Raw genomic sequence first — 22,883 nt, 5'->3', positions numbered from 1 at the left:
GCCCGACTCAGCCTATCGGGTAACACTCCCTTAAGCAGTTCAGGTGTTTCCTTAACGCGCTCATAACCAATGCGAATCGGCGGGGAATCGCATCGGGGTACGGCAAGGGCAGGGTCGGATAAGGTCGGATAAAATTATGTCTCTCTCGCTGGTGCGTCCGCAACACACGGAACTGAAGCCCCGTATCGTCGTCTTCGGCGTCGGTGGAGCCGGCGGGAACGCCGTCAACAACATGATCGACGCCGGCCTTGAAGGGGTCGAGTTCGTCGTCGCCAACACAGACGCGCAGCATCTGTCGTTCGCCAAGACCGACCGCCGCGTCCAACTGGGCGAGACCATCACGCAAGGCCTGGGCGCCGGCGCCCATCCCGAGGTCGGCATGAACGCCGCCGAGGAATCCGCCGAAGAAATCTACGGGCACCTGGACGGCGCCCACATGGTCTTCATCACGGCCGGCATGGGCGGTGACCAAGCCCTTCACCTTCGAAGGCCGCCACCGCATGCGTCTGGCCGATGCGGGCATCGCCGAGCTGCAGCGCTACGTCGACACCCTGATCGTCATTCCGAACCAGAACCTGTTCCGCGTCGCCAACGAACGCACGACCTTCGCCGACGCCTTCGGCATGGCCGACCAGGTSCTGCACTCGGGCGTGCGCTCGATCACCGACCTGATGATCCTGCCGGGCCTGATCAACCTCGACTTCGCCGACGTCCGCGCCGTCATGTCCGAAATGGGCAAGGCGATGATGGGCACGGGCGAGGCCACGGGCGACGACCGCGCCCTCATGGCGGCCCAGAACGCCATCGCCAACCCGCTGCTCGACGAGACCTCGCTGAAGGGCGCCAAGGCCGTGCTGGTGAACATCACCGGCGGCATGGACATGACCCTGCTGGAAGTCGACGAGGCCGCCAACGCCATCGCCGGCGAGGTGGACGCCGACGCCAACATCATCTTCGGCGCCGCCTTCGACCCGGCCCTGGACGGCAAGATCCGCGTCTCGGTCGTGGCCACGGGCATGGAAGATCTGGCCGCCGCCAAGGGCGCGCCCTCGACCGGAACCTCGGCCTTCGACCGCCGCCCCGCCGCGCCCTACGCCGCCTCGCGCGCCGAGCCCGTCCGTCACGAGCCGGCCCGCAGCGAACCCGTTCGCGCCGAAGCCCCGCGCCAGACCGAGGCCGCGCCGATCGTCCCGACCTTTCAGTCCGCCCAGCCGACCTACGGGACTGCGGTCCGCGCTCCCGAGCCGCGCCCGGAACCCGTGATCCACGTCGCCGAGGACCGCGCGCTGGAGCCGATCGTCGATCCCTGGGTCGAGGAATACGAATCCTCGCCGCGCGCCCGCACGGCCGCGGAAACCACGGCGCCCGTGGCCCAGGGCGACCTGTATATGGACCGCTCGGCCGACCGCGCTCCGGAACCGGAAACGCGCCGCGAAGAGCCGGCGTACGAGGAATACGACGACCGCGACCATCGCAAGTCGGGCTGGAGCCTGTTCGGCCGCGGCAAGCGCCAGCCCGCGCAACCGACCTATCCGCAGTCGCGTCAGACCGAGTCGCGCATGACCGAAATGCGTCCCACGACCCAGGTCCAGCCGTCGCCGGAGCCCGAGCTGGGCCCCGCGGAAGACGATCTGGAAATCCCGTCGTTCCTGCGCCGCCTCGCCAACTGAGGCTGTTCGACTGACCTGAGGAAGGCGCCGGAGCTGTCGCTTCGGGGCTTTTTCTTGTCCGGCACGGTTACCGAAACCGAAACAATCGGAAACCCTACTTTCATTTCGCTGTTGCCACGCCCCCGCTAGACGGTTGCTGGGGCGCAATCCGCACACGCGGCGAGCGCTGTAATTGTTGAGAGTTCGAGTTTGCCGGTCAGCTACGACCATCGCCAGAAGACCACCGTCGCCCCCGCGATCATCGCGGGCGTGGGCGTGCACACGGGCGACCGGGTGCGTCTGGCCGTGCGTCCGGCCCCGGTCGGTACGGGCATCGTCTTCGTGCGCACCGACATCAAGGACCGCGACAACCGTATTCCGGTCTCGGGCGAGGCGGTCGTCGACGCCCGCCTGAACACCATGATCGAGAACGCCGCCGGCGTGCGCCTGTCGACCATCGAACACCTGATGGCCGCCTTCGCCGCTCTGGGCGTGTCGAACGCCGTGGTCGAGGTGGATGGACCCGAACTGCCGATCCTCGACGGTTCGGCGCTGCAGTTCGTCCAGCTGCTGGACCGCGCCGGCTTCCGCCGTCAGGAAGCGGCTGTCCGCTATATCGAGATCCTCGAGCCGATCCGGGTGCAGGAAGGCGACAAGTCCGCCGCCCTGCTGCCCTGCGACCGCTATGAGATGCGGTTCGAGATCGACTTCGACACGCCGGTCATCGGCAATCAGGTGGTGGACTTCGTCGTCGACGAGGAAACTTTCCGCAGCGAGATCATGGCCGCCCGCACTTTCGGCTTCGCCCATGAGGTCGAGGCCCTGCGGCGCGCCGGTCTGGCCCGCGGCGGTTCGCTGGAAAACGCTGTGGTCATCGACGGCGACCAGATCCTGAACCCCGGCGGCCTGCGGATGGAGCGCGAGTTCGTCAAGCACAAGNCGCCGCGCGGTCGTTCTCGGTCTGGCCCGCGGCGGTTCGCTGGAAAACGCTGTGGTCATCGACGGCGACCAGATCCTGAACCCCGGCGGCCTGCGGATGGAGCGCGAGTTCGTCAAGCACAAGGCGCTGGACGCCATCGGCGACCTGTATGTGCTCGGCGCTCCCCTGCTGGGCCGATATGAGGGCGTCAAGGCGGGGCACGCCATCAACAACCTGCTGGTCCGCGAACTGCTGGCCAATCCGCAGGCATGGCGTGAAGTGACCAGCGCGCCCGAACTGGCGATGGCGGGCTGAGCCAGCCTGTGATCAGCGCAGGCTGATCGCGCTCATCAGCCGGCCGAAGTCCGGCTCCCCGTTCAGAAACGCCCGGCGGTTCGAGAAGAACTGCGCCTCGTCCGTGCGCGTGTCGTGACCGGTCCATGCCGCGTCGCCGACGCCGGCCTGCTCCAGCCGCCACAGCACGAAGCCGGGCAGATCGAACAAGCGTTTGTCTGCGGTCGCCCCGGGCGCGAAGAAGCGGCCGCCGCCGGGATCGTGGTGGTCGAACCGCTCCTCGAAGTCCGCGCCCACCTCATAGCTTGCCTGGGCGATGCAGGGGCCGACGACAGCGACTATGCGGCGCGGCTCGGCGCCGAGAGCCTGCATGGACGCAACCGTGGATGAAACGATCCCGCCCAGCGCGCCCTTCCAGCCGGCGTGGGCGGCGCCGACGACCCCGGCCTCGGGATCGGCCAGCAGCACGGGCGCGCAGTCCGCGGTCAGGACGGCGCAGATGACGCCCGGCGTGGCGGTGACGGTGGCGTCCCCCTCGGGCCGATCGCCCTTCCAGCCGGCCACGGCGACGCGGGCGAGGCTGGAGTGGATCTGGTAGCAGGCGGCGAAGTCGTCGGGACGCCCTCCCATATACGCCGCCACACGCTGTCGGTTCTGGGCGACGGCGGCAGGGTCGTCGGTGGACCCGAGGCCGGTGTTCAGGCTGTCGTAGATGCCAATGGAGACGCCGCCCTGACGCGTGAAGAAGCCGTGGCGCACGCCCGCCTTGTCGAGCAGCGGATGGGTGATGGGTTCCAGCGTCATGCTCAGTCCTCGAAGCCCGGGACGACCAGGGTGCGGGGCGAGAAGACCGCGCAGGCCTTGAACAGCGTCCCCATCTGGTCCTCGGCGGTCAGACGGGCCAACTGGCGCTCGATGACGGGCGCCGCGTCCGGCCGTCCCGACTTCAACCGGTCGGCGCGGGCTTCGATCCCCAGAAGCCGCAGGAATTCGCCCTGACCGACGGCGCCGGTCACATCAGCGCCTGCGCGGATAGCGGCCTCCTGCACGGTCGGGAAGTCCGCCCACTGGGTCAGGTCGGCCTCGCCGGGCGTCGCGAGCGGATCGACCTTCTGGTGCCGCCTCAGGGCCTGAAGCGTGTCGCCGGCCTCGGGCTTGGCCCGGCCATAGTCGATCAACAGGGCCGCGCCCGAGGCCGCCTTGATCAGGCTCGCCACGTCGCGGCCGAAGGCGGCCTGCTGCTCCGAAATCTCGACCGTCTGGCCCGGCTCAACCTCGAAGGCCGGCCGGGTGAAGCCGCCGGTGATCCGCACCAGACCAAAGGTCAGCCCGCCCGCGTCGGTGACGCCGACGCGCCGCTCGGCCCAGCCGTCCTCCGTTTTCACAAACTGGCGCGCGGGCAGGCAGTCCAGCACCTCGTTGGCGATCAGGATGACGGGGGCGTCGGTCTCGACGCTGTTCAAATCCTTGACCCAGCGGGGGTGGACGTCGCTGTCGTTCAGCATCCGCGCCTGGGCCGCGCGAAGGGGCGGGCTGGGCTCGATCAGGACCAGATCGACGGCGGCGAGGAAGTCCGGCGCCAGCCTCGCCGCGCGCAGGGCGTCGGCCATCAGGGTGCCGTCGCCGGGCCCGACCTCGACCAGCCGGACGCGCTCGGGCGCACCCAGCCTCTGCCACAGCTCGATGGCCCACAGGCCGATCAGCTCGCCGAACATCTGGCTGATCATGGGCGCGGTGACGAAGTCGCCGGTCGCGCCGATGGCGGGGCGGGTGGCGTAGTAGCCGCCCTCGGGGTCGTGCAGGCAGCGGGCGACGTAATCGGCGACCGTCATCGGCCCGGTCAGGGCGATTTCGCGCGACAGTCTGTCCGCAAGCGACATCAGGCGGCGGCGGGCGGCCGGCTCCATGCGCGCCAGATCAGGACGGCTCCGATGATCATCATCGGGATCGACAGGATCATGCCCATGGTCAGGCCGAGCGGCAGGTTGTCCAGACCGGCGTCAGGCTGGCGCACATTCTCCAGCAGGGCGCGGGACAGGCCGTAGCCGAACAGGAAGATGCCCGTCACATAGCCCGGCTTGCCAAGCAGCTTCGCCTTGTGGACGGCGAACCAAAGGACGGCGAAGAGCGCCAGACCTTCCAGACCGGCCTCGTACAGCTGGCTGGGGTGGCGCGGCACGTCTCCGGCGGGGCAGCCGTTGTAGAGACGGTAAATCCGGTCGTTGCAGAAGCGGACGGCCCAGGGGACGGTTGTCTCGCGGCCCCACAGCTCGCCGTTGATGAAATTGGCGAGACGACCGAAGAACAGGCCGATCGGCGCGGCGGGAGCGACCAGATCGCCGAGGCTGAGCAGCCCCACCTTGTGCCGCCATGCGAACCAGACGATCGCGATCGAGACGCCGATCAGGCCGCCGTGGAAGGACATGCCGCCGTCCCAAAGCCGGAACAGCGAGAGCCGTTCGCCCCAGTCGGCGCCGGTGAACAGCCGGCCGTACAACTCGGGCTGATAGAAGAGGGCGTAGCCGAGGCGGCCGCCGAGGATGATGCCGAGGGTGATGTAGAGGACCAGATCGTCCAGCTGCAGCGTCGTGACCGGCGGCTTGGCGGGCTGCCAAAGGGCGTTGGCCTTCATGAGACGCGAGGCGTACCACCAGCCCAGCACGATGCCGGCGACATAGGCCAGCGCATACCAGCGGATATCCAGCGGGCCGATGCTGAGCAGCACCGGATCGAACTCGGGAAATTGCACGGGCGCTCCTGACGGGTGTTCCAGCATGCGGTTTAGCAAGCGTCGCCGCGTGCGTCCCTGAAATTTCAGCAACACGTCATTCACGCGCGCCCAAATCAGGCCATAGATCGCACCGACAGCAAGGTTTCGTTCACCATATCGGCGGAACCTCGGTTAACCACGCTCGCGAGTGCGGGCCGGAGTGCATCCCATGCAGACGCGCAACCCCATCCTTGACGAGTTCGCCAAACTGACGACCGGCGCCATGGGTCTGGCCCAGGCCGCGGGAGAAGAGGCCAAGACCGCCTTCCGCGCCCAGACCGATCGCATGGTCGCGGAAATGGACCTGGTCCGCCGTGACGAGTTCGACGCCCTGAAAGCCGAGATCGCCGCCCTGCGGGCCGAGGTCGCGACGCTGAAAGCCCCTGCAAAGGCTGGAAAAAAGCCTGCCACGGGAACGTCCACAGCGTCGGTTCCCCCTCAGGACGCAGCCGGTTGAGCCGAATCTGCGAACCCGCCTACCGTCTGATGACAGGGCGTGAGTCGCGCCCGGAGAGTGCCTGATGGACGCTGTACGGCCCGAAGAAGTCGATGTTCCCTACGATCCGCTGGATGTCGTGGAACACGTCCTGGCTGGCGACTGGAAGGACTATGAGCTGTGGTTCGCCTGGCGGCCCGAGGGCGACTGCCTGCAGCTGTGCTGCGCTCTCGACCTGCAGGCGTCCAAGTCGCGCCGCGCCGCCGCCTATGAACTGGTCGGTCTGATCAACCAGCGTACCTGGATGGGCCATTTCGAGGTCTGGGCCGAGGACGGCGAGATCGTCTTCCGGCATTCGCTGGCCCTGCCGATGGGCGAGCGCCCGACCCTCGCCCAGGCCGCGTCGATGATCGACGCCGCAGTCGAGGCCGCCGACCGCTACTACCCGGCCTTCGACTTCATGATCCGCGGATCGAAGAAGCCGCAGGAGGCGATCGACGCCTGCCTGTTCGAGACCGTCGGCACGGCCTGACGGCCATGATCCCCTCTGCAACTTCCGGCCCCGTCGTCCTTCTGGGCTGCGGTCGGCTGGGTTCTGCGATCGTCGAGGGCTGGCTGAAGACAGGCGCGGTGGCGCCGTCGGACCTCATCATCCTCACGCCGTCGGAGAAGCCCGTCGCCGAACAGGCGCGGGCCCTCGGCGCGCGGGTCAATCCGCCACTGGAGGCGCTGGAAGCCGCGCGGGTTCTGGTGCTGGCGGTCAAGCCCGCGATGTGGCGGGCCGCCCTCGGTCCGCTGATCGTTCATCTGGGGCGCCGCACGCAGCTGGTTTCGGTCATGGCGGGCGTGCCAGCCGCTGACATAACTGCAGCCTCGGGTCGGCCGGCGGCGCGGGTCATGCCCACGACAGCAGTGGCACAGGCGCGCGGCGTGGCGGCCGTATGGTCGTCCGAGCCACAAGCGCGGGAGACAGCGCACGCCTTGTTCTCGCCCGTGGCCGACGTCGTGGATCTGGATGCCGAGGCGCAGGTCGACGCCGCGACAGCCGTAGCCGGCTCGGCTCCCGCCTTCATCTACGCCTTCGTACAGGCGCTGGCCGACGCGGGGCAGGGGGAGGGTTTGTCGGCTGAGGCGGCGTCGCGGCTGGCCCGGGGCGCCCTGCGTTCTGCAGGGGCCGGGGTCGAGACGGACGAAACGCTTGACGCCTTGATCGCCCGCATCGCTTCCCCGGGCGGCACGACCCGCGCGGGTCTGGACGCCATGTCGGACACCGGAGAACTGGAGCGAGCGGCGACCTCCGCGGTCACCGCCGCTGTCCGACGAGCGCGATCGCTCTAGCGGGTCTCGTAGCGGCCTTCGGCGAGATTGTCGGCCAGACGGCGATAGGCCCGGTCCGCGTCCTGCCAGGTGGTGAAGCCGCGCACGTCCGCAATATTATTCGAATACCAGTCGTAGGCGACCGGATGGATCAGGCCGTCGGCTGTCGTGACGTGCCCGGTGATGGTCGCGCCGCCGATGGAGATGCTGCGGATCCCGTCCAGGCCGGGTTCAGCGGCCATCTGCTGCGAGGTGGGGCGGTTCGGCTTCAGATCTGTCAGGGTCAGATTGACCTCGGCCCCGTCGAGGGCGCCGCGCCGCGCCAAGGTCTGACGCACAATGTCGGCAAGGCGCGAAGCCTGCTGCTCCACGTCGACCTCGCCCAGGTCGCGTGCAGAGCGGAGCACGTCGGGACCGAGCGTGATGTTGACGGAGGCGGGGTCGGCCATGGCGGGCGCCGCAAACAGGGCGAGGCCGGCGGCCAAGGGGGCAAGGAGAGCGAGTCTGGTCATCTTGATCCTCACTGACCCCCCCGGTCGGTACGGAAGATGACTCTTATGGCCACGCTTTGCCAGCGCAGTCGCAAAATTTGATCAGCCGGGCAGCCGGATCAGCGCCCGCAGTCCGCCCATGTCGCTGCGCTCCAGCGTGATGTCGCCGCCGTGACCGCGGGCGACGTCGCGTGCAATGGCCAGACCCAGACCGACGCCCTTGTGGTTCTGGTTGCGCGAGGCGTCGAGGCGCGAGAAAGGCCGGAAGGCTTCCTCGTGCATGTCCTCGGGGATCCCCGGGCCGTCGTCCTCGACCGCGATCTCGAGGCCGCCTGAAGGGAGGGCGCGCGCGCTGAGCCTGACGTGTTCGCCGTGGGCCGCCGCATTCCCGGTCAGATTGGCAAGCGCGCGCTTGAAGGCCAGGGGACGCAGGGACGCCGTCAGGTCGGCGGGCGCGATCACCTCGACCTCGGCCCCGCCGCGCCGGGCGTCCTCGCCGGCGGCGGTCAGAAGATCGGACAGGGAGACGGGCTGCGCCGCCTCGCCGGCCTCGCCCCGGGCGAAGGCGAGGTATTCGTCGATCATATGCTCCATCTCGTCCATGTCGCCGCGCATGGCGTCGGCGCGCTTGAACGGGGGCGCCAGGGCGAGTTCGAGCCGCAGGCGGGTCAGGGGCGTCCGCAGGTCGTGGCTGACCGAGGCCAGCAGGGCCGTGCGCTGGTCGATGTGGCGCTGGATTCGCTCGCGCATGGCGAGGAAGGCGACGGCGGCGGCGCGAACCTCGCGCGCGCCATGCGGCTTGAACCGCTCCTGGGTTTCGCCGCGGCCAAAGGCTTCCGCCGCCTCGGCCAGGCGTTCGATGGCGCGGACCTGATTGCGGATGAACAGGATGGCCACGCCCATCAGCAGGACGGTGGCGATCAGCAGCCACAGGACGAAGATGTGGGCTTGGGTGGCGACGGCGCGCTCGCGCGGGGCGATGATGCGCAATACGCCCTGCGGCTGCTGCACCCGGATGTCGACGTAGGCGGGGTAGCGGGTGGTGTCGAACCAGAAGGGCTGGTCCAGCCGCGCGGCCAAGGCCTTCTCCAGCGTGCGGTCCACGACCCCGACCGGGCCGCGACGGCTCTCGGCGGGCAGGGCCGCGCCGTCCTGCAGGGCGATGGACAGGGACATCGACCGCTGGGCCCGCTCGGAGATGACGGCCATGTTCCGCGGGGTCGGGTCGTCGGCGTAGCTCTCGGCGGCCCAGGCGACGTCGCCGGCGAGACCGTCGGACAGGCGGGCGGTCACCGTCTGCCAGTGCATGTCGAAGAAGGCCCAGGTGACGGCCACCTGCATGACCAGCACCGGCAGGACGATGATCAGCAGCGACCGGCCCCACAGCGAGGTCGGCAGACGCCGCTTCAGGAAACGCGGCCAGAGGCTGGCGGGAAGCAGCCTCATCGGCGCATCAGTCCGGRGCCAGCATRTAGCCSACGCCGCGCACGGTCTGGAGATAGCGCGGGTTCTTSGGGTCSGCCTCCAGCTTGCGGCGCAGGCGGGTGACCTGGACGTCGACGGCGCGGCCGGTGATGTCGGCGGTGTCGGGCGACAGGCTCATGCGCTCGACCGCCGAATGGGCGTGGATGGCGAGGGTCTTGAGAAGCTGGGCCTCGGCCTCGGTCAGGCGCTGGGGCTTGCCGTCCTTCGACAGCTCCAGCCGGCGGCGCAGGATGGCGTCGACCCGCAGCGCCAGTTCGCGCGGGTCGAAGGGTTTGGACATATAGTCGTCGGCGCCGCGCGACAGGCCCTCGATCCGGTCGTCAGGGTCGCCGCGCGCGGTCAGAAGGAGAACCGGGGTCTTCGACGTCTCGGCCTTGGACCGGACCCAGGTTGTCAGGTCGAAACCGCTTTCGCCCGGCATCATGACATCCAGCACGACGAGGTCGAATTCGATCAGCTCCATCATGCGCTTGGCGGCCGCCGCGTGGGCGGCGCCGGTGACGCGATAGCCTTCGCGGGCGAGGAACTCCTTCAGCAGCTCGCGGATGCGGTCATCGTCATCGACGACCAGCAGGTGCCGCCCGGCGCCCGGCCCCGCGATCGGGCCAGACCGGCCATAGGGACGCGCGTCGCTCATGCGGATGTGATCCGGCCGCTGCTCCAGGCGTTGACCTGAGCGGTTCGGAGGGCTCTAACCCGGTGACTTGCGCGGGAGACGTTATTCAATGGCCTTCGTTCCTATCGACGATCGTGACGGCTGGATCTGGCTGGACGGCGATTTCGTGCCCTGGCGCGAAGCCAATGTGCACGTTTTGACCCATGCGCTCCACTACGCGTCGTCGGTTTTTGAGGGCGAGCGGATGTACAATGGCCAGATCTTCAAATTGACGGAGCATACGAACCGCCTGTTCCGTTCGGCCGAGGTGCTCGACTTCCAGATTCCGTTCACGGTGGCGCAGATCAACGACGCCTGCAAGGAGACCTGCGCGCGAAACGGTCTGACCGACGCCTATGTCCGGCCCATCGCCTTCCGCGGCTCGGAACAGGTCAGCGTTTCGGCGCAGCAGACGCGCACCCGCGTGGCCATCGCGGTCTGGGACTGGCCCAGCTATTTCGACCCTGAGACCAAGGCGAAGGGCATCCGCCTGTGCTGGGCGCCCTACAAGCGGCCTTCGCCGGAAACCGCCCCGACCGAGGCCAAGGCCGCGGGCCTGTACATGATCGGCACCATCAACCGCCACTACGCCGAGGCGCGCGGATACGCCGACGCCATGCTGCTGGACTGGCGCGGCTATGTGGCCGAAGCGACCGGCGCCAATGTCTTCTTCGTGCAGGACGGCCGGCTGATCACGCCGCCCGCCGACGGTGCGATCCTGAACGGCATCACCCGCCAGACCGTGCTGGAGATGCTGGCCGCCCGCGGCCTCGAGGTCGAGGTGCGCCACGTCATGCCCGAGGAGCTGGCCGGGTTCAGCGAATGCTTCCTGTGCGGCACGGCGGCCGAGATCACGCCGGTGAGCGAGATCGGCGACGAACGCTTCACCCCGGGCGAGATCAGCCTCAGCCTGATGGATGAGTACAGCCGGCTGGTGCGCGGGCTCTAGCCCGGACTATTGCCAGACGGGCCCGCGTGGCGTTGAACGGACCATGACCGGCGGGGAGCCGGTCGGGGAAGGTCGTCCATGTTCAGCCTGCTGAATCTCCAGAGCCTGCTCGGGCTTGTCGTCATCATCGCGGCCTGCTGGGCGCTGTCCGAGAACAGGCGGGCCTTCCCCTGGCGGCTGACGCTGGGGGCGATAGCGGTGCAGGCGGCGCTCGTGCTGGCCCTGTTCGCCATTCCGGGCTCGCAGAACGTGCTTGCGGCGATCACGGGGGCCGTGGACGGGCTGGCGACCGCGACCAACCGGGGCACCCAGTTCGTGTTCGGCTATCTGGCCGGGGGCGACCAGCCCTATGCGGTGCAGAACGACGGCGCCCTGTTCACCTTCGCCTTCCAGGTCCTGCCGCTGATCCTCGTGATCTCGGCCCTGTCCGCCCTGCTGTGGCACTGGAAGATCCTGAAGTGGATCACCCACGGCTTCGGTATCCTGTTCCAGCGCACCATGGGTCTCGGCGGGGCCTCGGCGCTGGCGGTGGCGGCCAACATCTTCCTGGGCATGATCGAGAGCCCTATCGTGATCCGCGCCTATCTGGACAAGCTGACCCGGTCGGAGCTGTTCCTGATGATGGTCGTCGGCCTGGCCACGGTGGCCGGTTCGACGATGGTGGCCTATGCCGCCATCCTGTCGCCGGTGATGACCAACGCCGCCGGCCATGTGCTGGTGGCCTCGATCGTCTCGGCGCCAGCGGGCGTGCTGCTGGCCCGGATCATGATCCCCGAAAAGCCCGGCGAGGGCGGGGCGGTGGCCGACTATGACTCGGCGCTGAAGTACGACAGCGCCATCGACGCTATCGTCAAGGGCACCGCCGACGGGTTGATGGTGGTGCTGAACATCTCGGCGGTGCTGATCGTGTTCGTGGCGCTGGTCGCCCTGGTCAACGTCATGCTGGGCGGCTTCTGGCTGTTCGGGGATCACGTCACGGTCGAGCGGCTGCTGGGCTGGGCGTTCATGCCGGTGGCCTGGCTGACGGGCGTGGAGTGGTCGGAGGCGGGCAAGGCGGGCTGGCTGCTGGGCGTCAAGCTGACCCTGACCGAGTTCGTCGCCTTCATCGAACTGGGCAAGGTGCCGGCGGGCGAGATGAGCGAACGGACGCGGATGCTGATGACCTACGCCCTGTGCGGCTTCGCCAACATCGGCTCGGTGGGCATCACGGTGACCGGCCTCAGCGTGCTGATGCCCGAGCGGCGCGAGGAGGTGCTGGGTCTGGTGTGGAAGGGGCTGTTCGCCGGTTTTCTGGCCACGCTGATGACGGCCGCCATTGTGGGCGCGATGCCCGCCGCCATATTCCGCTGACGCCGGAGACAGCCCGATGAAGCTCTACACCTCGCACCGCGCCCCCAATCCCCGCCGCGTGCGTTGGGTCATGGCGGAGAAGGGCATCGCGGACGTCGAACTGGTCGAGATCGACATCATGGTCGGCGAGCACAAGACGGCGGAATACCGGGCCCGTGTAGGCGTGCCGCATGTGCCGGCGCTGGAGCTGGACGACGGCACGACGATCTCGGAATCGATCGCTATCGGCCGGTATCTGGAGGCGCTGTATCCGGAGCCCAACCTGTTCGGCGTCGATGCGCGCGAGCAGGCGGTGATCGAGATGTGGACCCGGCGGTGCGAGTTCTACCTCGCCAATCCCATCATGCTCAGCGTCAGGCATTCCCATCCGGCGCTAGCCGCGCTGGAAGCAACGCAGATGCCCCAGCTGGCCGACTACAACCGGGTCGCGGCCGAGAAATTCATGAAGACCCTGGACCGCCGGCTCGCCGAGCATGAGTTCCTCGCCGAGGACCGGTTCAGCATCGCCGACATCGTCGCCGTGGTCGGTCTGGATTTCGCGCGACTGATCAAATACCGGCCGCCCGAGGAGCTGACCCATCTGGCGCGCTGGCTGGAGACCTGCCGGTCACGGCCGGGGGCGAAGGCCGGGGCCTGACCGGGACGGTCAAAAAACAGTCTCAAGAGTCTCATGAGTCTCATCCGTCCCGAGGGTTGGTCGGCGAAAGCAGCTGAATTCGATTGTCAAAGACCGGTGCCGAAAGGGCGTCGGCCAATGAAGCATGCGCCTGCGTCAATTCTGGACGTAGGGACGGTCAGTCCTGATGTTCGACCACATGCCGCCCCCGCACCATGCGGACGAAGGGCAGGGGGCGGGCGGGATTGGCCAGCCGCTCTGACACCTCGCCGAGAACAAAGCGGGTGATGGCGGGCAGGTCTACGGCTCGGGCCTCTTCGAGGGGGAGCCAGGCGATTTCGTCCAGTTCGCCAGAGCCGGCGGTCGGCTCGGGATGCAGCAGAGCCCTGGCGTCGGCCATGAAGAAGCGGGCGTCGAAGCGGCGGGTGCGGCCGGGCGGGGTGATGGCGCGGGCGATGTAGGACAGGGCGGCCAGATCGGGCAGGGCGCCCACTGCCCGGAATTCACGCCACGGTCCGGCTACCGAGGCGACAGGCGCGGGCTCGGCGAGCAGCAGGCCGGTTTCCTCGAAGGTCTCGCGCACGGCGGTCAGGGCGAGGGCGCGGGCGCGGCGGGCGGGTGTTTCACGGGTCAGGCGGGCCAGCTCCGCGGCCGGAAGGTCGGTGGCCGAGGCCGCTGCGAAGTCCGAGCGGTCGATACGGCCGCCGGGGAAGACCCATTTCGCCGCCATGAAGACGTGGCCGGGCGCACGGCGGCCCATCAGCACTTCGGGCGCGCCCTTGCGGACCCGCGTCAGGATCAGGGTAGACGCGTCTTTCGGCCGCTGAACGCCGCCGACGCGCGGGGCGTCGCGCACGTCCTGGTCGCCGTCAAATGGTTCTGGTGTTCGCACGCCGGGGGCATAGCATGAGGATCGGACCGGGTCCTCACCCAGAGAGCGGACGATGAAACTGACCGCCGAACCCCAGCTGTTCGTCACCGACATGCAGGCGGCGCTGCAGCACTATACCGACAGCCTCGGTTTCACCGTCGCCTTCGTCTGGGGCGAGCCGGCCTTCTATGCGCAGGTGGTCCGGGATGGCGCGAAACTGAACCTGCGCCACGTCGACGGGCCGGTGTTTTCCGACGCCCTGCGGCAGGCGGAAGGCGAGGTCCTCTCCGCCACCGTGACCTCAGACGACATCGAGGGCCTGTACGCCGAGATCGCCGACATGGGCGTCGCCTTCCATCAGGCGTTGCGGACCGAGCCTTGGGGCGCGCGGACCTTCATCGTCGCCGATCCGTCGGGAAACCTCATCCTGTTCGCGGGCAGCTGACGGGCGCTGTCGCGCCGCACTGAACTCCGTGCATCCCGGCGAAAGCCGGGCCCCAGTTCTGTCCCGCCTGGCGCAGGCGCTTCAGGACGATGTTCGCCGCCCAATTCCAATCTGCTGATCACCCAGAGCACTGGGTCCCGGCTTTCGCCGGGATGATCGGACATAGGGGTTACTTCCGCTTGCCCTTGCGGACGCCCTTCAACCCGCCCGAGGGCCGGCCGCCCTTGGGCGGTTTGGGTCCGCCGGGACGGCCGCCGCCGCGTTTGGGGAAGTCGCCGCCGCCGCGGCCCCGCGCACCCAGCCGGGGCGCGGGCGCGTTGGGGTCGCGCGGCGCCGGTTCGGACAGCATCTCGAACACCAGCCCGCCTGTGATCGGCGTCGCCTCCTTCAGCCTGACCTCGACGGTGCGGCCCAGCGTCCAGCGCTGGCCCGTGCGTTCGCCGATCAGGGCGTGCTGCTTTTCGTCGTGGGTGAAGTATTCGCCGCCCAGCGACGAGACCGGGACCAGACCGTCGGCGCCGGTTTCCTCCAGCCGGACGAACAGGCCGAAGCGCGTCACGCCGGTGATGCGGCCGCCGAAGGTCGCGCCGACCCGCTCCTGCAGGAAGGCGGCCATGTAGCGGTCCATGGCGGCGCGCTCGGCGGCCATGGAGCGGCGCTCGGTCATGGTGACCTGTTCGGCGATGGCTGGCAGTTCCGCGACCTCTCGGTCGGTCAGCCCGTCCTTGCCGAGGCCCAGCGCGCGGATCAGGCCGCGGTGGACGATCAGGTCGGAATAGCGCCGGATCGGCGAGGTGAAGTGGGCGTAGCGGTCGAGGTTCAGGCCGAAGTGGCCGACGTTCTCGGCCGAATAGATGGCCTGCATCTGGCTGCGCAGGACGACCTCGTTGACGACCTCGGCGTGGTCGCCGCCGCGCGTCTCGTCCAGCAGCTTGTTGAACCGCTTGGTCGTGGCCGGCTCGCCCTTGGTCCAGGGCTTGCCGATGGTCTGGAGGAAGTCGCCGAGATTGAAGAGCTTCTCCTGACTGGGCGCGTCGTGGACGCGGTACAGCAGGGGCGTCTTCTTCTGCTCCAGCGTTTCGGCGGCGCAGACGTTGGCCTGGATCATCATCTCCTCGATCAGCCGGTGGGCCTCGAGGCTGACGCGGGGTTCGATCGAGATGATCTGGCCCTCGGCGTTCATGCGGATGCGCCGTTCCGGGCTCTCGATGGCCAGCGGGCTGCGCTTAAGGCGGCCCTTGAGCATGGTCCGGTAGGCGTTCCAGAGCGGATAGAGGATGGCCTCCATGATCGGGCCGGTCGTGTCGTCGGTCTGGCCGTCGATGGCGGACTGGGCCTGTTCGTAGGACAGCTTGGCGTGCGACCGCATCAGGCCGCGCACGAACTTGTGCCCGGTCTTTTTGCCGTCCTTGTCGAAGACCATGCGCACGGCCATGCAGGCGCGGTTCTCGCCCTCCTTGAGGCTGCACAGGCCGTTGGACAGGCGTTCGGGCAGCATCGGCTCGACGCGGTCGGGGAAGTAGGTCGAGTTGCCTTTCTCGCGGGCCTCCCGGTCCAGCGCGGTATTGGGCCGGACGTAGGCGGCGACATCGGCGATGGCGACCCAGACGACCCAGCCTTCGGGGTTCTTCGGATCGTCGTCGCGCATCGCATAGACGGCGTCGTCGTGGTCGCGGGCGTCGGCGGGGTCGATGGTGATCAGGGGCAGGTCGCGCAGGTCCTCGCGGCCCTTCAGCGAGGGCAGCTCCTGATCCTCGGCCTCCTTCTCGACGGCCTCAGAGAAGCCCATCGGGACGTTGTGGGCGGCGATGGCGATCAGGGAGGCGGCGCGGGCGTCGCCCTCGTGGCCGATCTTTTCGAGGATCTTGCCGCGTTTGGGCCCGTAGCGCTGGTCGCCCTTCTCGATGGCGGCCAGAACCAGATCGCCGTCGCGCAGGCCCTCGGCCTGGGCGTGGGGGACCAGCAGGACGTCCTTCGACTTGCGGTCGACGGGTTCGACCCGGACCTCCTTGTTGGACTTGCGGATGACGCCCAGCACCTTGTTGGCGCCGGCGTCGAGCTTCTTGATCAGCCGGGCTTCCCAGCCGTCCTCGGTGCGGGTGAATTTGGCCAGGACGCGGTCGCCCATGCCGGGGGCGGGACCGGTCTTGCCGCCATTGTCGGGGACCAGCAGGGCGCGGGGGGCGTCGGCCGAGGCCTCGACCAGACGGACGTACAGTTCGCCGTCCACGTCGCGTTCGACCACGTCGGCGACGCCGACGGCGGGCATGGCGCCGACCTCGGCGAAGCCCTTGCGGCCGCGTTTGCCCAGTTTGCCGGCCTCTTCGAGGGCGCGGATCATTTCGCGCAGGGCGCGGCGCTCGCCGCCCTTCAGGCCGAAGTGGCGGGCGATATCGGTTTTTTCGGCTGAACCGGCTTCGCGCAGGAAGGCGATCAGCGTTTCTTCGTCGGGGAGTCCGGCGACGGGCCGGCGGGGTGATTTGCTCATTTGTGTCCTTGATAACGCACGACTCGTCTCATCGGAGGCGAAATCGTGCGCGGCTTGTGATGGAAAGAGGCTGCGCCTAGCTTCCGGCCCGAACCTCTGGAGTTGTTTGAATGTCGTTGGCCGCCACGCCCGTCCTGTCCGGTCCTACCGGCTCGTTGCTGGACCTGATCGGCAAGACGCCGATGGTGGAGGTGACGAAGATCGACACCGGCCCGTGCCGTCTGTTCCTGAAGCTGGAGGCGCAGAACCCGGGCGGGTCGATCAAGGACCGCATCGCCCTGTCGATGATCGCAGCGGCCGAGGCGGAGGGGTTTCTGAAACCCGGCGGCACCATCGTCGAGGCGACGGCCGGCAACACGGGTCTGGCGCTGACGCTGGTGGGTCAGGCCAAGGGATATAAGGTGCTTCTGGTCATCCCGGACAAGATGTCCAAGGAAAAAATCCAGCATTTGAGGGCGATGGGCGCCGATGTTCGCCTGACGCGTTCGGACGTGCCGCACGGGCATCCGGAATATTACACCGACATGGCCGAGCGGCTGGCGCAGCAGATCCCGGGCGGTTTCTACGTCAACCAGTTCGCCAACGACGCCAACTCCGAGGCCCACTTCAAGACGACGGGGCCGGAGATCTGGGAGCAGATGGGCGGCGACCTCGACGCCTTCGTGGCCGGCATCGGCTCGGGCGGGACCATCACCGGCATCGCCCGCTATCTGAAGAGCGTCGGCTCGGACGCAAAGGTCATTCTCGCCGATCCGGTCGGCTCGACGCTGGCGGGGATCGTCAACGAGGGCGTTCCGGGGCCGGAGGGCAGCTACACCGTCGAGGGCATCGGCCAGAATTTCGTGCCGGACACGGCCGACATGAGCCTGATCGACAAGGCCTATTCCATCCCCGACGCCGAGGCGATCGCCACCGTGCGCGAGCTGCTGCTTAAGGAGGGGGTGCTGGCCGGGTCGTCGTCGGGCACGCTTATCGCCAGCGCCCTGCGCTGGTGCCGCGAACAGACGGAGCCGAGGCGGGTCGTGACCTTCGTCTGTGACACCGGCGCCAAATACCTGTCCAAGGTCTACAACGACGCCTGGCTGGCGGATCAGGGGCTGGGCGACCAGCCGTTGCACGGCGACCTGTCGGACCTGATCTCGCGCAAATACGAGAAGGGCGACGTGGTCGTGGCCGGGCCGGACGACACCCTGGACACCGCCTTCAAGCGGATGCGCGGGGCGGACGTCTCCCAGCTGCCGATCATCCAGGACGGCCGTCTGGTCGGTATTCTGGACGAGAGCGATCTGGTCCATGTGATGAACACCGACGAGATCACCCGGCGGGATCGCTTCGCCAAGCCGGTGTCGTCCGCCATGACCCGCGACCTCGACACGGTGCAGGTCGGCGAGAGCCTCGACGCCCTGATTCCGCTGTTCGACCGCGACCGGGTGGCGATCGTGCTGGACGGCGAAAAGTTCGTGGGCCTGATCACCCGCACCGATCTGATCAACCATCTGAGCCTCAATCGATGAGACAGGCCGCCCGGTTCCGGCTGGCGGGTATCGCGCTGATCGGTCTGGCGGCCGCATTGGCGGGCGGTTCGGCGTCGGCGCAGGTGGTCACGGGGGTGCCGGGATGCGCAGACGACGTGGCGGTCCGGGCCTCCCGGGAACTGGTGACCTTCGAAAGCCGGGGGCGTCCGATCCGGGCCTATCTGTATACGCCGCGGGGCGAGGTGAACGGCGCGGGCGTGGTCATGCTGCACGGCGGCACGGGGTTCGAGATGAACTCCATCCTGTTCGACGCCCATGCGATCCAGCTGGCGGCGCGCGGCTACTGGGTGATGCTGCCGGCCTATTTCGACGCCGCCGCGCCCGACCGGCGTCGGCCGGTGGTGACGGCGCGGGCTTGGCGGCGGGCGGCGCTGGACGCGGCGGCGCAGCTGGCGGCGAAACCGGGCGTGGCGGCCGATCGGGTTGCGCTGTGGGGCTATTCGCGCGGCGCAGGCGTGGCGCTCGGCGCGACGACAGAGCCGGATGCGACCATTCACTCGACCATCCTTGTGGCCGGCGGAGGGTCGGCCGACGAGAGTCTGTCCGGGCGCGACCTGTCGTTCCTGCTGCTCCACGCCCGGCGCGACGAGGCCGTGCCGGTCCGCGCGACCCGGCAGCTGGCGGATGATCTGCGCGAGGCCGGCGCCGGGGTCGAGGTGCAGGAGCTCGACTTCGACGGGCATCAGTACGACCTGCCGACATGGTGCGCTGTGATGGGGCGCACGCGCGCGTTTCTGGAAACTCATCGGGGGCGGTGAATGGATCGGCGTCGTCTGCTGGCGGGAGCCGCCTTCGCAGGCGTCGCCGGCGCAACACGGGCGCAGGAGCCGTCGGCGCCCCTGCCTGCCTATGAGGGGATGACCTTCGAGAGCCACGGCAAACCGATCCGCGCCATCCACTACCGACCGGTCGGCGAAGGGCGGCGGGCCGCGATCGTGATGATGCACGGCTCGGGCGCGCGGATCACCAACCGGGGACCGTGGCACGAGCTGGCGATGCGGTTCGCGGCGGACGGCTATCAGGTGCTGACGCCGCTTTTCACCGACGCCTTCCCCGACGACGGCGTGCGCCCCGAGCGCATGATGGAAGCCTGGCGGGATGTCGGCGAACACGCCATCGACTGGTTCATCGAGCGCGGCGTCGACCGGCGACGCACGGCCATGTTCGGCTATTCGCTGGGATCTTATGTGGCGGTCGACGGCGCACTGGGCAACAGCCGGGCGGCGGCGGCCGTCGGACTGGCCGGCGGGGTCGATGTCTATACGCCTCGCGTGCCCCGGCGGCGCGTACCGGTGCTGATCATCCGGGCCGAGAACGACACCCATGTGCTGCCCCGCAATACGGCGACCTGGGTATCCTTCCTGCGCGAACACGAAATCAATACGCGGGTTGAAGTGATCGAAGGGGCCGGCCATCTGTTCAGACCGCCGGAGTGGGCGGAAATCTTCACCCGCGCCTCAACCTTTTACGCCGGCAATATCGGCCGCCCTGACCAGGACAATTGATGACCAAGCTGAAGAACAGCCAGGGTTTCTCGACCCGCGCGATCCACGCCGGTCAGCGGCCCGACCCGACGACGGGCGCGGTGATGACGCCAATCTACGCTACCTCGACCTACGCCCAGGAAAGCCCGGGCGTGAACAAGGGCTATGAATACGCCCGCGGCAAGAACCCGACGCGCGAGGCGTTCGAGGCCTGTCTGGCCGATCTGGAGGGCGGGANGCCCAGGAAAGCCCGGGCGTGAACAAGGGCTATGAATACGCCCGCGGCAAGAACCCGACGCGCGAGGCGTTCGAGGCCTGTCTGGCCGATCTGGAGGGCGGGACCCACGGCTTCGGCTTCGCCAGCGGCATGGCCGCCACATCGACGGCGCTGGAGCTGCTGGACGCCGGGTCGCACATCGTCACCGGCGACGACCTGTACGGCGGCTCATGGCGGCTGTTCGAGCGGGTGCGGCGCCGGTCCATGGGACTGGACTTCGCCTATGTCGACCTGAGCGACCTCGCGAAGGTCGAGGCGGCCATCACGCCGAAGACGAAACTGATCTGGGCCGAGACCCCGACCAATCCGCTGATGAAACTGGCTGACATCGAGGGCCTGTCGCGGATCGCGAAGAAGCACGGCCTGCTGCTGATCGTCGACAACACCTTCGCCACGCCCTGGAGCCAGCAGCCGCTGAAACTGGGCGCCGACGTGGTCATGCATTCGGCGACCAAATACCTGAACGGCCACTCGGATATCATCGGGGGGGCGCTGGTGACGGCGAACCCCGACCTGGCCAAGGAAATAAAGTTCCTCCAGAATTCCATCGGCGGGGTGATGGGGCCGTTCGACGCCTTCCTGGCCAACCGGGGCCTGAAGACGCTGGGCCTGCGCATGAAGGCGCACAATGAGAACGCGCTCGCGGTCGCCCGCTGGCTGGAGGATCGCAAGACGGGTGTGGCCAAGGTCATCTACCCGGGGCTGATCAGCCATCCGCAGCACGAACTGGCGTCACGCCAGATGAACGGCCAGTACGGCGGCATGGTCACCGTCCTGATCGACGGCGATCTGGAGCGGACCAAGCGGGTTCTGGAGCGGGTTCAGGTCTTCACCCTGGCGGAGTCGCTGGGCGGCGTCGAAAGCCTGGTCAATCACCCGGCGATCATGACCCACGCCTCGGTGCCGAAAGAGGTGCGCGAGGCCGGCGGCGTGACCGACAACCTGATCCGGCTGTCGGTCGGCGTGGAGGAAACCGAGGACCTGATCGCGGATCTGGATCAGGCTCTGGGATGAACCAGCGGCGTCATCCTCGGGTCAAACCCGAGGGTGACGGGAGGGGTCTCAGGCGGCCTTGCTGTCGGGCAGGGCGGTCTGGTGACCGGACGCCGGGACGACCTTCTTCTTGGCCGGGGCGCGGGGCTTCTTGACGGCCGTGGCGGTCTTGTCGGCGGCGCGGCGGGCGATCTCGTCGTCGATCAGCGGAATGACGTCGGTGGCGGACGCAATCTGCGTCAGCGAGGCGGTGGTCGAGGCGGAGAGGCGCAGGGCGTTCAGGCGCAGGGCCTTCAGGTCGGGGTCGCTCATGGTCGGAATCATGTCGGCAAGCGGGGTCATCGAAGTCTCCTTGAGTGAAAAGCAGTCGGGCCGGCGCCTGTTCGGCAGCCGGCCCTTCCGTCAGCTGAGCCTTGAGCTCAGCAGGGTCGCTTGTCGGAAACTATTCGGCGGCCTTCAGGCGACCGGCCGATTCCTTGCCCGAACGCGAGTCGCGTTCGACTTCGTAGGAAATCTTCTGATTTTCGTTGAGCGTGCCCAGGTCGGACGTTTCGACGGCCGAGGCGTGGACGAAGACGTCCTTGCCGCCATCATCGGGAGCGATGAAGCCGTAGCCCTTGGTGGAGTTGTACCATTTAACAGTGCCGGTAGCCATTTTGAGACCTCCGTTAGGCGTTGACCGCCGGAAGAGGTTCCGGGTCGGCCTGTCGGGTCTGGATGGGATCGGCTTTGGACCTCGGTGCGCGATGCAAAGGGGCAGCAGCGTTTCGCAAGAGATCGACGAAGCCTCAAGTGGGCGCTTTCCGGGCCAATAGCAAGGGCGATGATTCGAGAGGGGACCGGCGGAGGCCGCAAACGCAGTCTCCGCCGGCACTCCCTAGTTTGGCATCGAGACGGTGTCGGTGACGTGGATCACGCCATTGGACTGGAAGACATCGGCTTGGGTCACTGTGGCGACGCCGCCCATCTCGTCGGTCAGGATGACGGAGTCGCCGCGCAGGGAGGCCGTCAGGGTGCCGCCCTCGACGGTCGTCAGACGAGCGCGGCCGCCGCCGGCGCGGATCTGGCCGATCAGGTCCGAGGCGCTGACGCGGCCCGGCACGACATGGTAGGTCAGGATTTTGGTCAGGGTCGCCTTGTTGGCGGGCTGGACGAGGCTCTCGACCGTTCCCGCCGGCAGTTTGGCGAAGGCGGCGTTGGTCGGGGCGAAGACGGTGAACGGGCCGGGGCCGGACAGGGTCGGGACCAGACCGGCTGCGGTCACGGCCGCAACCAGTGTCGTGTGATCGCGCGAGTTGACGGCGTTCTCGACGATGTTCCTTGTCGGATACATCGGGGCGCCGCCGACCATGACGGTCCCCTGTGCGCCGGCGCCGGCGTCCATGCCGGCCATCGAGGTGCAGCCGGCGGCTGCGAGAGCGCCGACGGCGAGGGCGGCCATCAGCGCGGTGCGCGTCTGGATCAGTTTCATTGGCTTTTCTCCTGAGCGGCCGTCGATACGGCTCCGCTCAGAGACGGGGACAGCGACCGGGGAGATGCAGGATTTCGCCGAACTGCGGCGTCTGGCCACGGGTTGAAACCGCGGCGTCGGTCGGCACGTAGCGCGCCCGGAAACGAAAAACGGCGGCGCGGGCTTTCGCCTGCGCCGCCGTCGAAATCATGCGTCGGTAAAGCCCGACGCGTGAACTCAGCCTTCGGTCTTCAGCTGACCAGCCGATTCCTTGCCCGAACGCTTGTCGCGCTCGATTTCGTAGGAAACCTTCTGGTTTTCATCCAGGCCGCGCAGGCCCGCTTGCTCGACGGCCGAGATGTGGACGAAGACGTCCTTGCCGCCGTCGTCAGGCTGGATGAAGCCGTAG

At 68.2% G+C, this 22,883-nt stretch carries 24 protein-coding genes and 3 pseudogenes; 15 read left to right on the top strand and 12 right to left on the bottom strand.

The window, feature by feature from the left end; translation table 11 throughout:
• The first annotated feature begins 136 nt into the window (after window positions 1–136).
• The 3 genes and pseudogenes from ASD25_RS13395 to ASD25_RS29430 form a co-directional block, all read left to right on the top strand.
• Window positions 137–1,670: pseudogene (locus ASD25_RS13395) on the top strand (cell division protein FtsZ).
• Between the two features lie 189 nt (window positions 1,671–1,859).
• Window positions 1,860–2,588 (top strand): annotated as a pseudogene (gene lpxC / locus ASD25_RS13390) (UDP-3-O-acyl-N-acetylglucosamine deacetylase); the annotation flags it as partial.
• A 1-nt stretch (window position 2,589) separates the two neighbouring features.
• A partial coding sequence (locus ASD25_RS29430) for a UDP-3-O-acyl-N-acetylglucosamine deacetylase (RefSeq protein WP_235562724.1) occupies window positions 2,590–2,883 on the top strand: 294 nt, incomplete at its 5' end.
• Window positions 2,884–2,895: 12 nt separating this feature from the next.
• Here the strand turns inward: ASD25_RS29430 and pgeF are convergent.
• Genes pgeF through lgt form a run of 3 tightly spaced genes read right to left on the bottom strand, consistent with a single transcriptional unit; the run spans window position 2,896 to window position 5,611 of the window.
• The gene (gene pgeF / locus ASD25_RS13385) at window positions 2,896–3,666 is read right to left on the bottom strand and encodes a peptidoglycan editing factor PgeF (RefSeq protein ID WP_056617520.1); all 771 of its coding nucleotides are present in this window, start codon (window positions 3,664–3,666) and stop codon (window positions 2,896–2,898) included.
• A 2-nt stretch (window positions 3,667–3,668) separates the two neighbouring features.
• Complete coding sequence (locus ASD25_RS13380; RefSeq protein WP_056619095.1) at window positions 3,669–4,742, bottom strand: class I SAM-dependent methyltransferase; 1,074 nt, start codon at window positions 4,740–4,742, stop codon at window positions 3,669–3,671.
• Window positions 4,742–5,611 (bottom strand): prolipoprotein diacylglyceryl transferase, encoded by an 870-nt coding sequence (lgt, locus tag ASD25_RS13375; RefSeq protein ID WP_056617517.1) that lies wholly within the window; start codon window positions 5,609–5,611, stop codon window positions 4,742–4,744. Before lgt ends, ASD25_RS13380 begins: the two co-directional genes overlap by 1 nt.
• A 190-nt stretch (window positions 5,612–5,801) precedes the next feature.
• On the opposite strand from lgt, the gene ASD25_RS13370 reads away from it, so the two are divergent.
• The 3 genes from ASD25_RS13370 (at window position 5,802) to proC (ending at window position 7,406) form a co-directional block, all read left to right on the top strand.
• On the top strand, window positions 5,802–6,089 hold the full coding sequence (locus tag ASD25_RS13370) for an accessory factor UbiK family protein (RefSeq protein ID WP_056617514.1): 288 nt from the start codon (window positions 5,802–5,804) through the stop codon (window positions 6,087–6,089).
• Window positions 6,090–6,153: 64 nt separating this feature from the next.
• The gene (locus ASD25_RS13365) at window positions 6,154–6,600 is read left to right on the top strand and encodes a YbjN domain-containing protein (protein WP_056617512.1); all 447 of its coding nucleotides are present in this window, start codon (window positions 6,154–6,156) and stop codon (window positions 6,598–6,600) included.
• A gap of 5 nt (window positions 6,601–6,605) precedes the next feature.
• Window positions 6,606–7,406 (top strand): pyrroline-5-carboxylate reductase, encoded by an 801-nt coding sequence (gene proC / locus ASD25_RS13360; RefSeq protein WP_056617509.1) that lies wholly within the window; start codon window positions 6,606–6,608, stop codon window positions 7,404–7,406.
• On the opposite strand, the gene ASD25_RS13355 is transcribed toward proC, so the two are convergent.
• From ASD25_RS13355 to ASD25_RS13345, 3 genes are all read right to left on the bottom strand, one after another.
• Window positions 7,403–7,897, bottom strand: coding sequence for a hypothetical protein (locus ASD25_RS13355; RefSeq protein ID WP_056617506.1), 495 nt, complete (start codon window positions 7,895–7,897; stop codon window positions 7,403–7,405). The two genes, proC and ASD25_RS13355, sit on opposite strands and share 4 nt — an antisense overlap.
• Window positions 7,898–7,978: 81 nt before the next feature.
• Window positions 7,979–9,322: an ATP-binding protein gene (locus tag ASD25_RS13350; RefSeq protein ID WP_056617503.1), complete on the bottom strand. Its 1,344-nt coding sequence runs from the start codon at window positions 9,320–9,322 to the stop codon at window positions 7,979–7,981.
• A gap of 7 nt (window positions 9,323–9,329) precedes the next feature.
• Window positions 9,330–9,998: a response regulator gene (locus ASD25_RS13345; protein WP_200943629.1), complete on the bottom strand. Its 669-nt coding sequence runs from the start codon at window positions 9,996–9,998 to the stop codon at window positions 9,330–9,332.
• A gap of 88 nt (window positions 9,999–10,086) precedes the next feature.
• Here ASD25_RS13345 and ASD25_RS13340 point away from each other — a divergent pair, with 88 nt between their 5' ends.
• The 3 genes from ASD25_RS13340 to ASD25_RS13330 all read left to right on the top strand — a co-directional run bounded on the left by ASD25_RS13340 (window position 10,087) and on the right by ASD25_RS13330 (window position 12,952).
• Entirely contained in the window at window positions 10,087–10,965 is an 879-nt protein-coding gene (locus tag ASD25_RS13340; RefSeq protein ID WP_056617499.1) for a branched-chain amino acid aminotransferase, read from the top strand.
• 78 nt (window positions 10,966–11,043) lie between these two features.
• On the top strand, window positions 11,044–12,315 hold the full coding sequence (locus ASD25_RS13335; protein WP_056617497.1) for a NupC/NupG family nucleoside CNT transporter: 1,272 nt from the start codon (window positions 11,044–11,046) through the stop codon (window positions 12,313–12,315).
• Window positions 12,316–12,331: 16 nt separating this feature from the next.
• A complete protein-coding gene (locus ASD25_RS13330) occupies window positions 12,332–12,952 on the top strand; it encodes a glutathione S-transferase family protein (RefSeq protein ID WP_056617496.1) in 621 nt (206 codons plus the stop codon).
• Between the two features lie 157 nt (window positions 12,953–13,109).
• Here the strand turns inward: ASD25_RS13330 and ASD25_RS13325 are convergent, their stop codons facing one another.
• Window positions 13,110–13,787, bottom strand: a complete 678-nt coding sequence (locus ASD25_RS13325) for an NUDIX domain-containing protein (protein WP_235562723.1) — start codon at window positions 13,785–13,787, stop codon at window positions 13,110–13,112.
• A gap of 88 nt (window positions 13,788–13,875) precedes the next feature.
• On the opposite strand from ASD25_RS13325, the gene ASD25_RS13320 reads away from it, so the two are divergent.
• Window positions 13,876–14,247, top strand: a complete 372-nt coding sequence (locus tag ASD25_RS13320; RefSeq protein ID WP_056617490.1) for a VOC family protein — start codon at window positions 13,876–13,878, stop codon at window positions 14,245–14,247.
• Window positions 14,248–14,416: 169 nt separating this feature from the next.
• Here the strand turns inward: ASD25_RS13320 and rnr are convergent, their stop codons facing one another.
• Window positions 14,417–16,735: a ribonuclease R gene (gene rnr / locus ASD25_RS13315; protein ID WP_056617487.1), complete on the bottom strand. Its 2,319-nt coding sequence runs from the start codon at window positions 16,733–16,735 to the stop codon at window positions 14,417–14,419.
• 110 nt (window positions 16,736–16,845) lie between these two features.
• On the opposite strand from rnr, the gene ASD25_RS13310 reads away from it, so the two are divergent.
• From ASD25_RS13310 to ASD25_RS13295, 5 genes and pseudogenes are all read left to right on the top strand, one after another.
• Window positions 16,846–18,249, top strand: a complete 1,404-nt coding sequence (locus ASD25_RS13310; RefSeq protein WP_056617485.1) for a cystathionine beta-synthase — start codon at window positions 16,846–16,848, stop codon at window positions 18,247–18,249.
• Window positions 18,246–19,028, top strand: coding sequence for a S9 family peptidase (locus ASD25_RS13305; protein ID WP_056617482.1), 783 nt, complete (start codon window positions 18,246–18,248; stop codon window positions 19,026–19,028). Before ASD25_RS13310 ends, ASD25_RS13305 begins: the two co-directional genes overlap by 4 nt.
• Window positions 19,029–19,775, top strand: a complete 747-nt coding sequence (locus ASD25_RS13300) for a S9 family peptidase (RefSeq protein ID WP_056617479.1) — start codon at window positions 19,029–19,031, stop codon at window positions 19,773–19,775. It abuts the gene before it with no gap.
• Window positions 19,775–19,991, top strand: a pseudogene (locus ASD25_RS29425) (PLP-dependent transferase); the annotation flags it as partial. The gene ASD25_RS13300 and the pseudogene ASD25_RS29425, both read left to right, overlap by 1 nt.
• A gap of 1 nt (window position 19,992) precedes the next feature.
• The coding region (locus ASD25_RS13295; RefSeq protein WP_156389348.1) for a PLP-dependent aspartate aminotransferase family protein at window positions 19,993–21,045 on the top strand (1,053 nt) is incomplete at its 5' end.
• A gap of 48 nt (window positions 21,046–21,093) precedes the next feature.
• On the opposite strand, the gene ASD25_RS13290 is transcribed toward ASD25_RS13295, so the two are convergent.
• The 4 genes from ASD25_RS13290 to ASD25_RS13275 all read right to left on the bottom strand — a co-directional run.
• Complete coding sequence (locus ASD25_RS13290) at window positions 21,094–21,366, bottom strand: hypothetical protein (protein WP_056617475.1); 273 nt, start codon at window positions 21,364–21,366, stop codon at window positions 21,094–21,096.
• 100 nt (window positions 21,367–21,466) lie between these two features.
• Window positions 21,467–21,679, bottom strand: coding sequence for a cold-shock protein (locus ASD25_RS13285; protein WP_055828885.1), 213 nt, complete (start codon window positions 21,677–21,679; stop codon window positions 21,467–21,469).
• 222 nt (window positions 21,680–21,901) lie between these two features.
• Window positions 21,902–22,495, bottom strand: coding sequence for a fasciclin domain-containing protein (locus tag ASD25_RS13280; protein WP_056617472.1), 594 nt, complete (start codon window positions 22,493–22,495; stop codon window positions 21,902–21,904).
• A 216-nt stretch (window positions 22,496–22,711) separates the two neighbouring features.
• The coding region (locus ASD25_RS13275) for a cold-shock protein (RefSeq protein ID WP_056617469.1) at window positions 22,712–22,883 on the bottom strand (172 nt) is incomplete at its 5' end.

The sequence above is a fragment of the Brevundimonas sp. Root1423 genome (genome assembly GCF_001426805.1).
Note: the sequence above shows the minus strand (reverse complement) of the source record. Positions and strands in the feature narration are given on the sequence as shown.

Coding starts and splice junctions, on each gene's coding strand:
- pgeF (WP_056617520.1), bottom strand. CDS start 3,666: ATGACGCTGGAACCCATCACCCATCCGCTGCTCGACAAGGCGGGCGTG.
- ASD25_RS13380 (WP_056619095.1), bottom strand. CDS start 4,742: ATGTCGCTTGCGGACAGACTGTCGCGCGAAATCGCCCTGACCGGGCCG.
- ASD25_RS13370 (WP_056617514.1), top strand. CDS start 5,802: ATGCAGACGCGCAACCCCATCCTTGACGAGTTCGCCAAACTGACGACC.
- ASD25_RS13365 (WP_056617512.1), top strand. CDS start 6,154: ATGGACGCTGTACGGCCCGAAGAAGTCGATGTTCCCTACGATCCGCTG.
- proC (WP_056617509.1), top strand. CDS start 6,606: ATGATCCCCTCTGCAACTTCCGGCCCCGTCGTCCTTCTGGGCTGCGGT.
- ASD25_RS13355 (WP_056617506.1), bottom strand. CDS start 7,897: ATGACCAGACTCGCTCTCCTTGCCCCCTTGGCCGCCGGCCTCGCCCTG.
- ASD25_RS13350 (WP_056617503.1), bottom strand. CDS start 9,322: ATGAGGCTGCTTCCCGCCAGCCTCTGGCCGCGTTTCCTGAAGCGGCGT.
- ASD25_RS13340 (WP_056617499.1), top strand. CDS start 10,087: ATGGCCTTCGTTCCTATCGACGATCGTGACGGCTGGATCTGGCTGGAC.
- ASD25_RS13335 (WP_056617497.1), top strand. CDS start 11,044: ATGTTCAGCCTGCTGAATCTCCAGAGCCTGCTCGGGCTTGTCGTCATC.
- ASD25_RS13330 (WP_056617496.1), top strand. CDS start 12,332: ATGAAGCTCTACACCTCGCACCGCGCCCCCAATCCCCGCCGCGTGCGT.
- ASD25_RS13320 (WP_056617490.1), top strand. CDS start 13,876: ATGAAACTGACCGCCGAACCCCAGCTGTTCGTCACCGACATGCAGGCG.
- rnr (WP_056617487.1), bottom strand. CDS start 16,735: ATGAGCAAATCACCCCGCCGGCCCGTCGCCGGACTCCCCGACGAAGAA.
- ASD25_RS13310 (WP_056617485.1), top strand. CDS start 16,846: ATGTCGTTGGCCGCCACGCCCGTCCTGTCCGGTCCTACCGGCTCGTTG.
- ASD25_RS13305 (WP_056617482.1), top strand. CDS start 18,246: ATGAGACAGGCCGCCCGGTTCCGGCTGGCGGGTATCGCGCTGATCGGT.
- ASD25_RS13300 (WP_056617479.1), top strand. CDS start 19,029: ATGGATCGGCGTCGTCTGCTGGCGGGAGCCGCCTTCGCAGGCGTCGCC.
- ASD25_RS13290 (WP_056617475.1), bottom strand. CDS start 21,366: ATGACCCCGCTTGCCGACATGATTCCGACCATGAGCGACCCCGACCTG.
- ASD25_RS13285 (WP_055828885.1), bottom strand. CDS start 21,679: ATGGCTACCGGCACTGTTAAATGGTACAACTCCACCAAGGGCTACGGC.
- ASD25_RS13280 (WP_056617472.1), bottom strand. CDS start 22,495: ATGAAACTGATCCAGACGCGCACCGCGCTGATGGCCGCCCTCGCCGTC.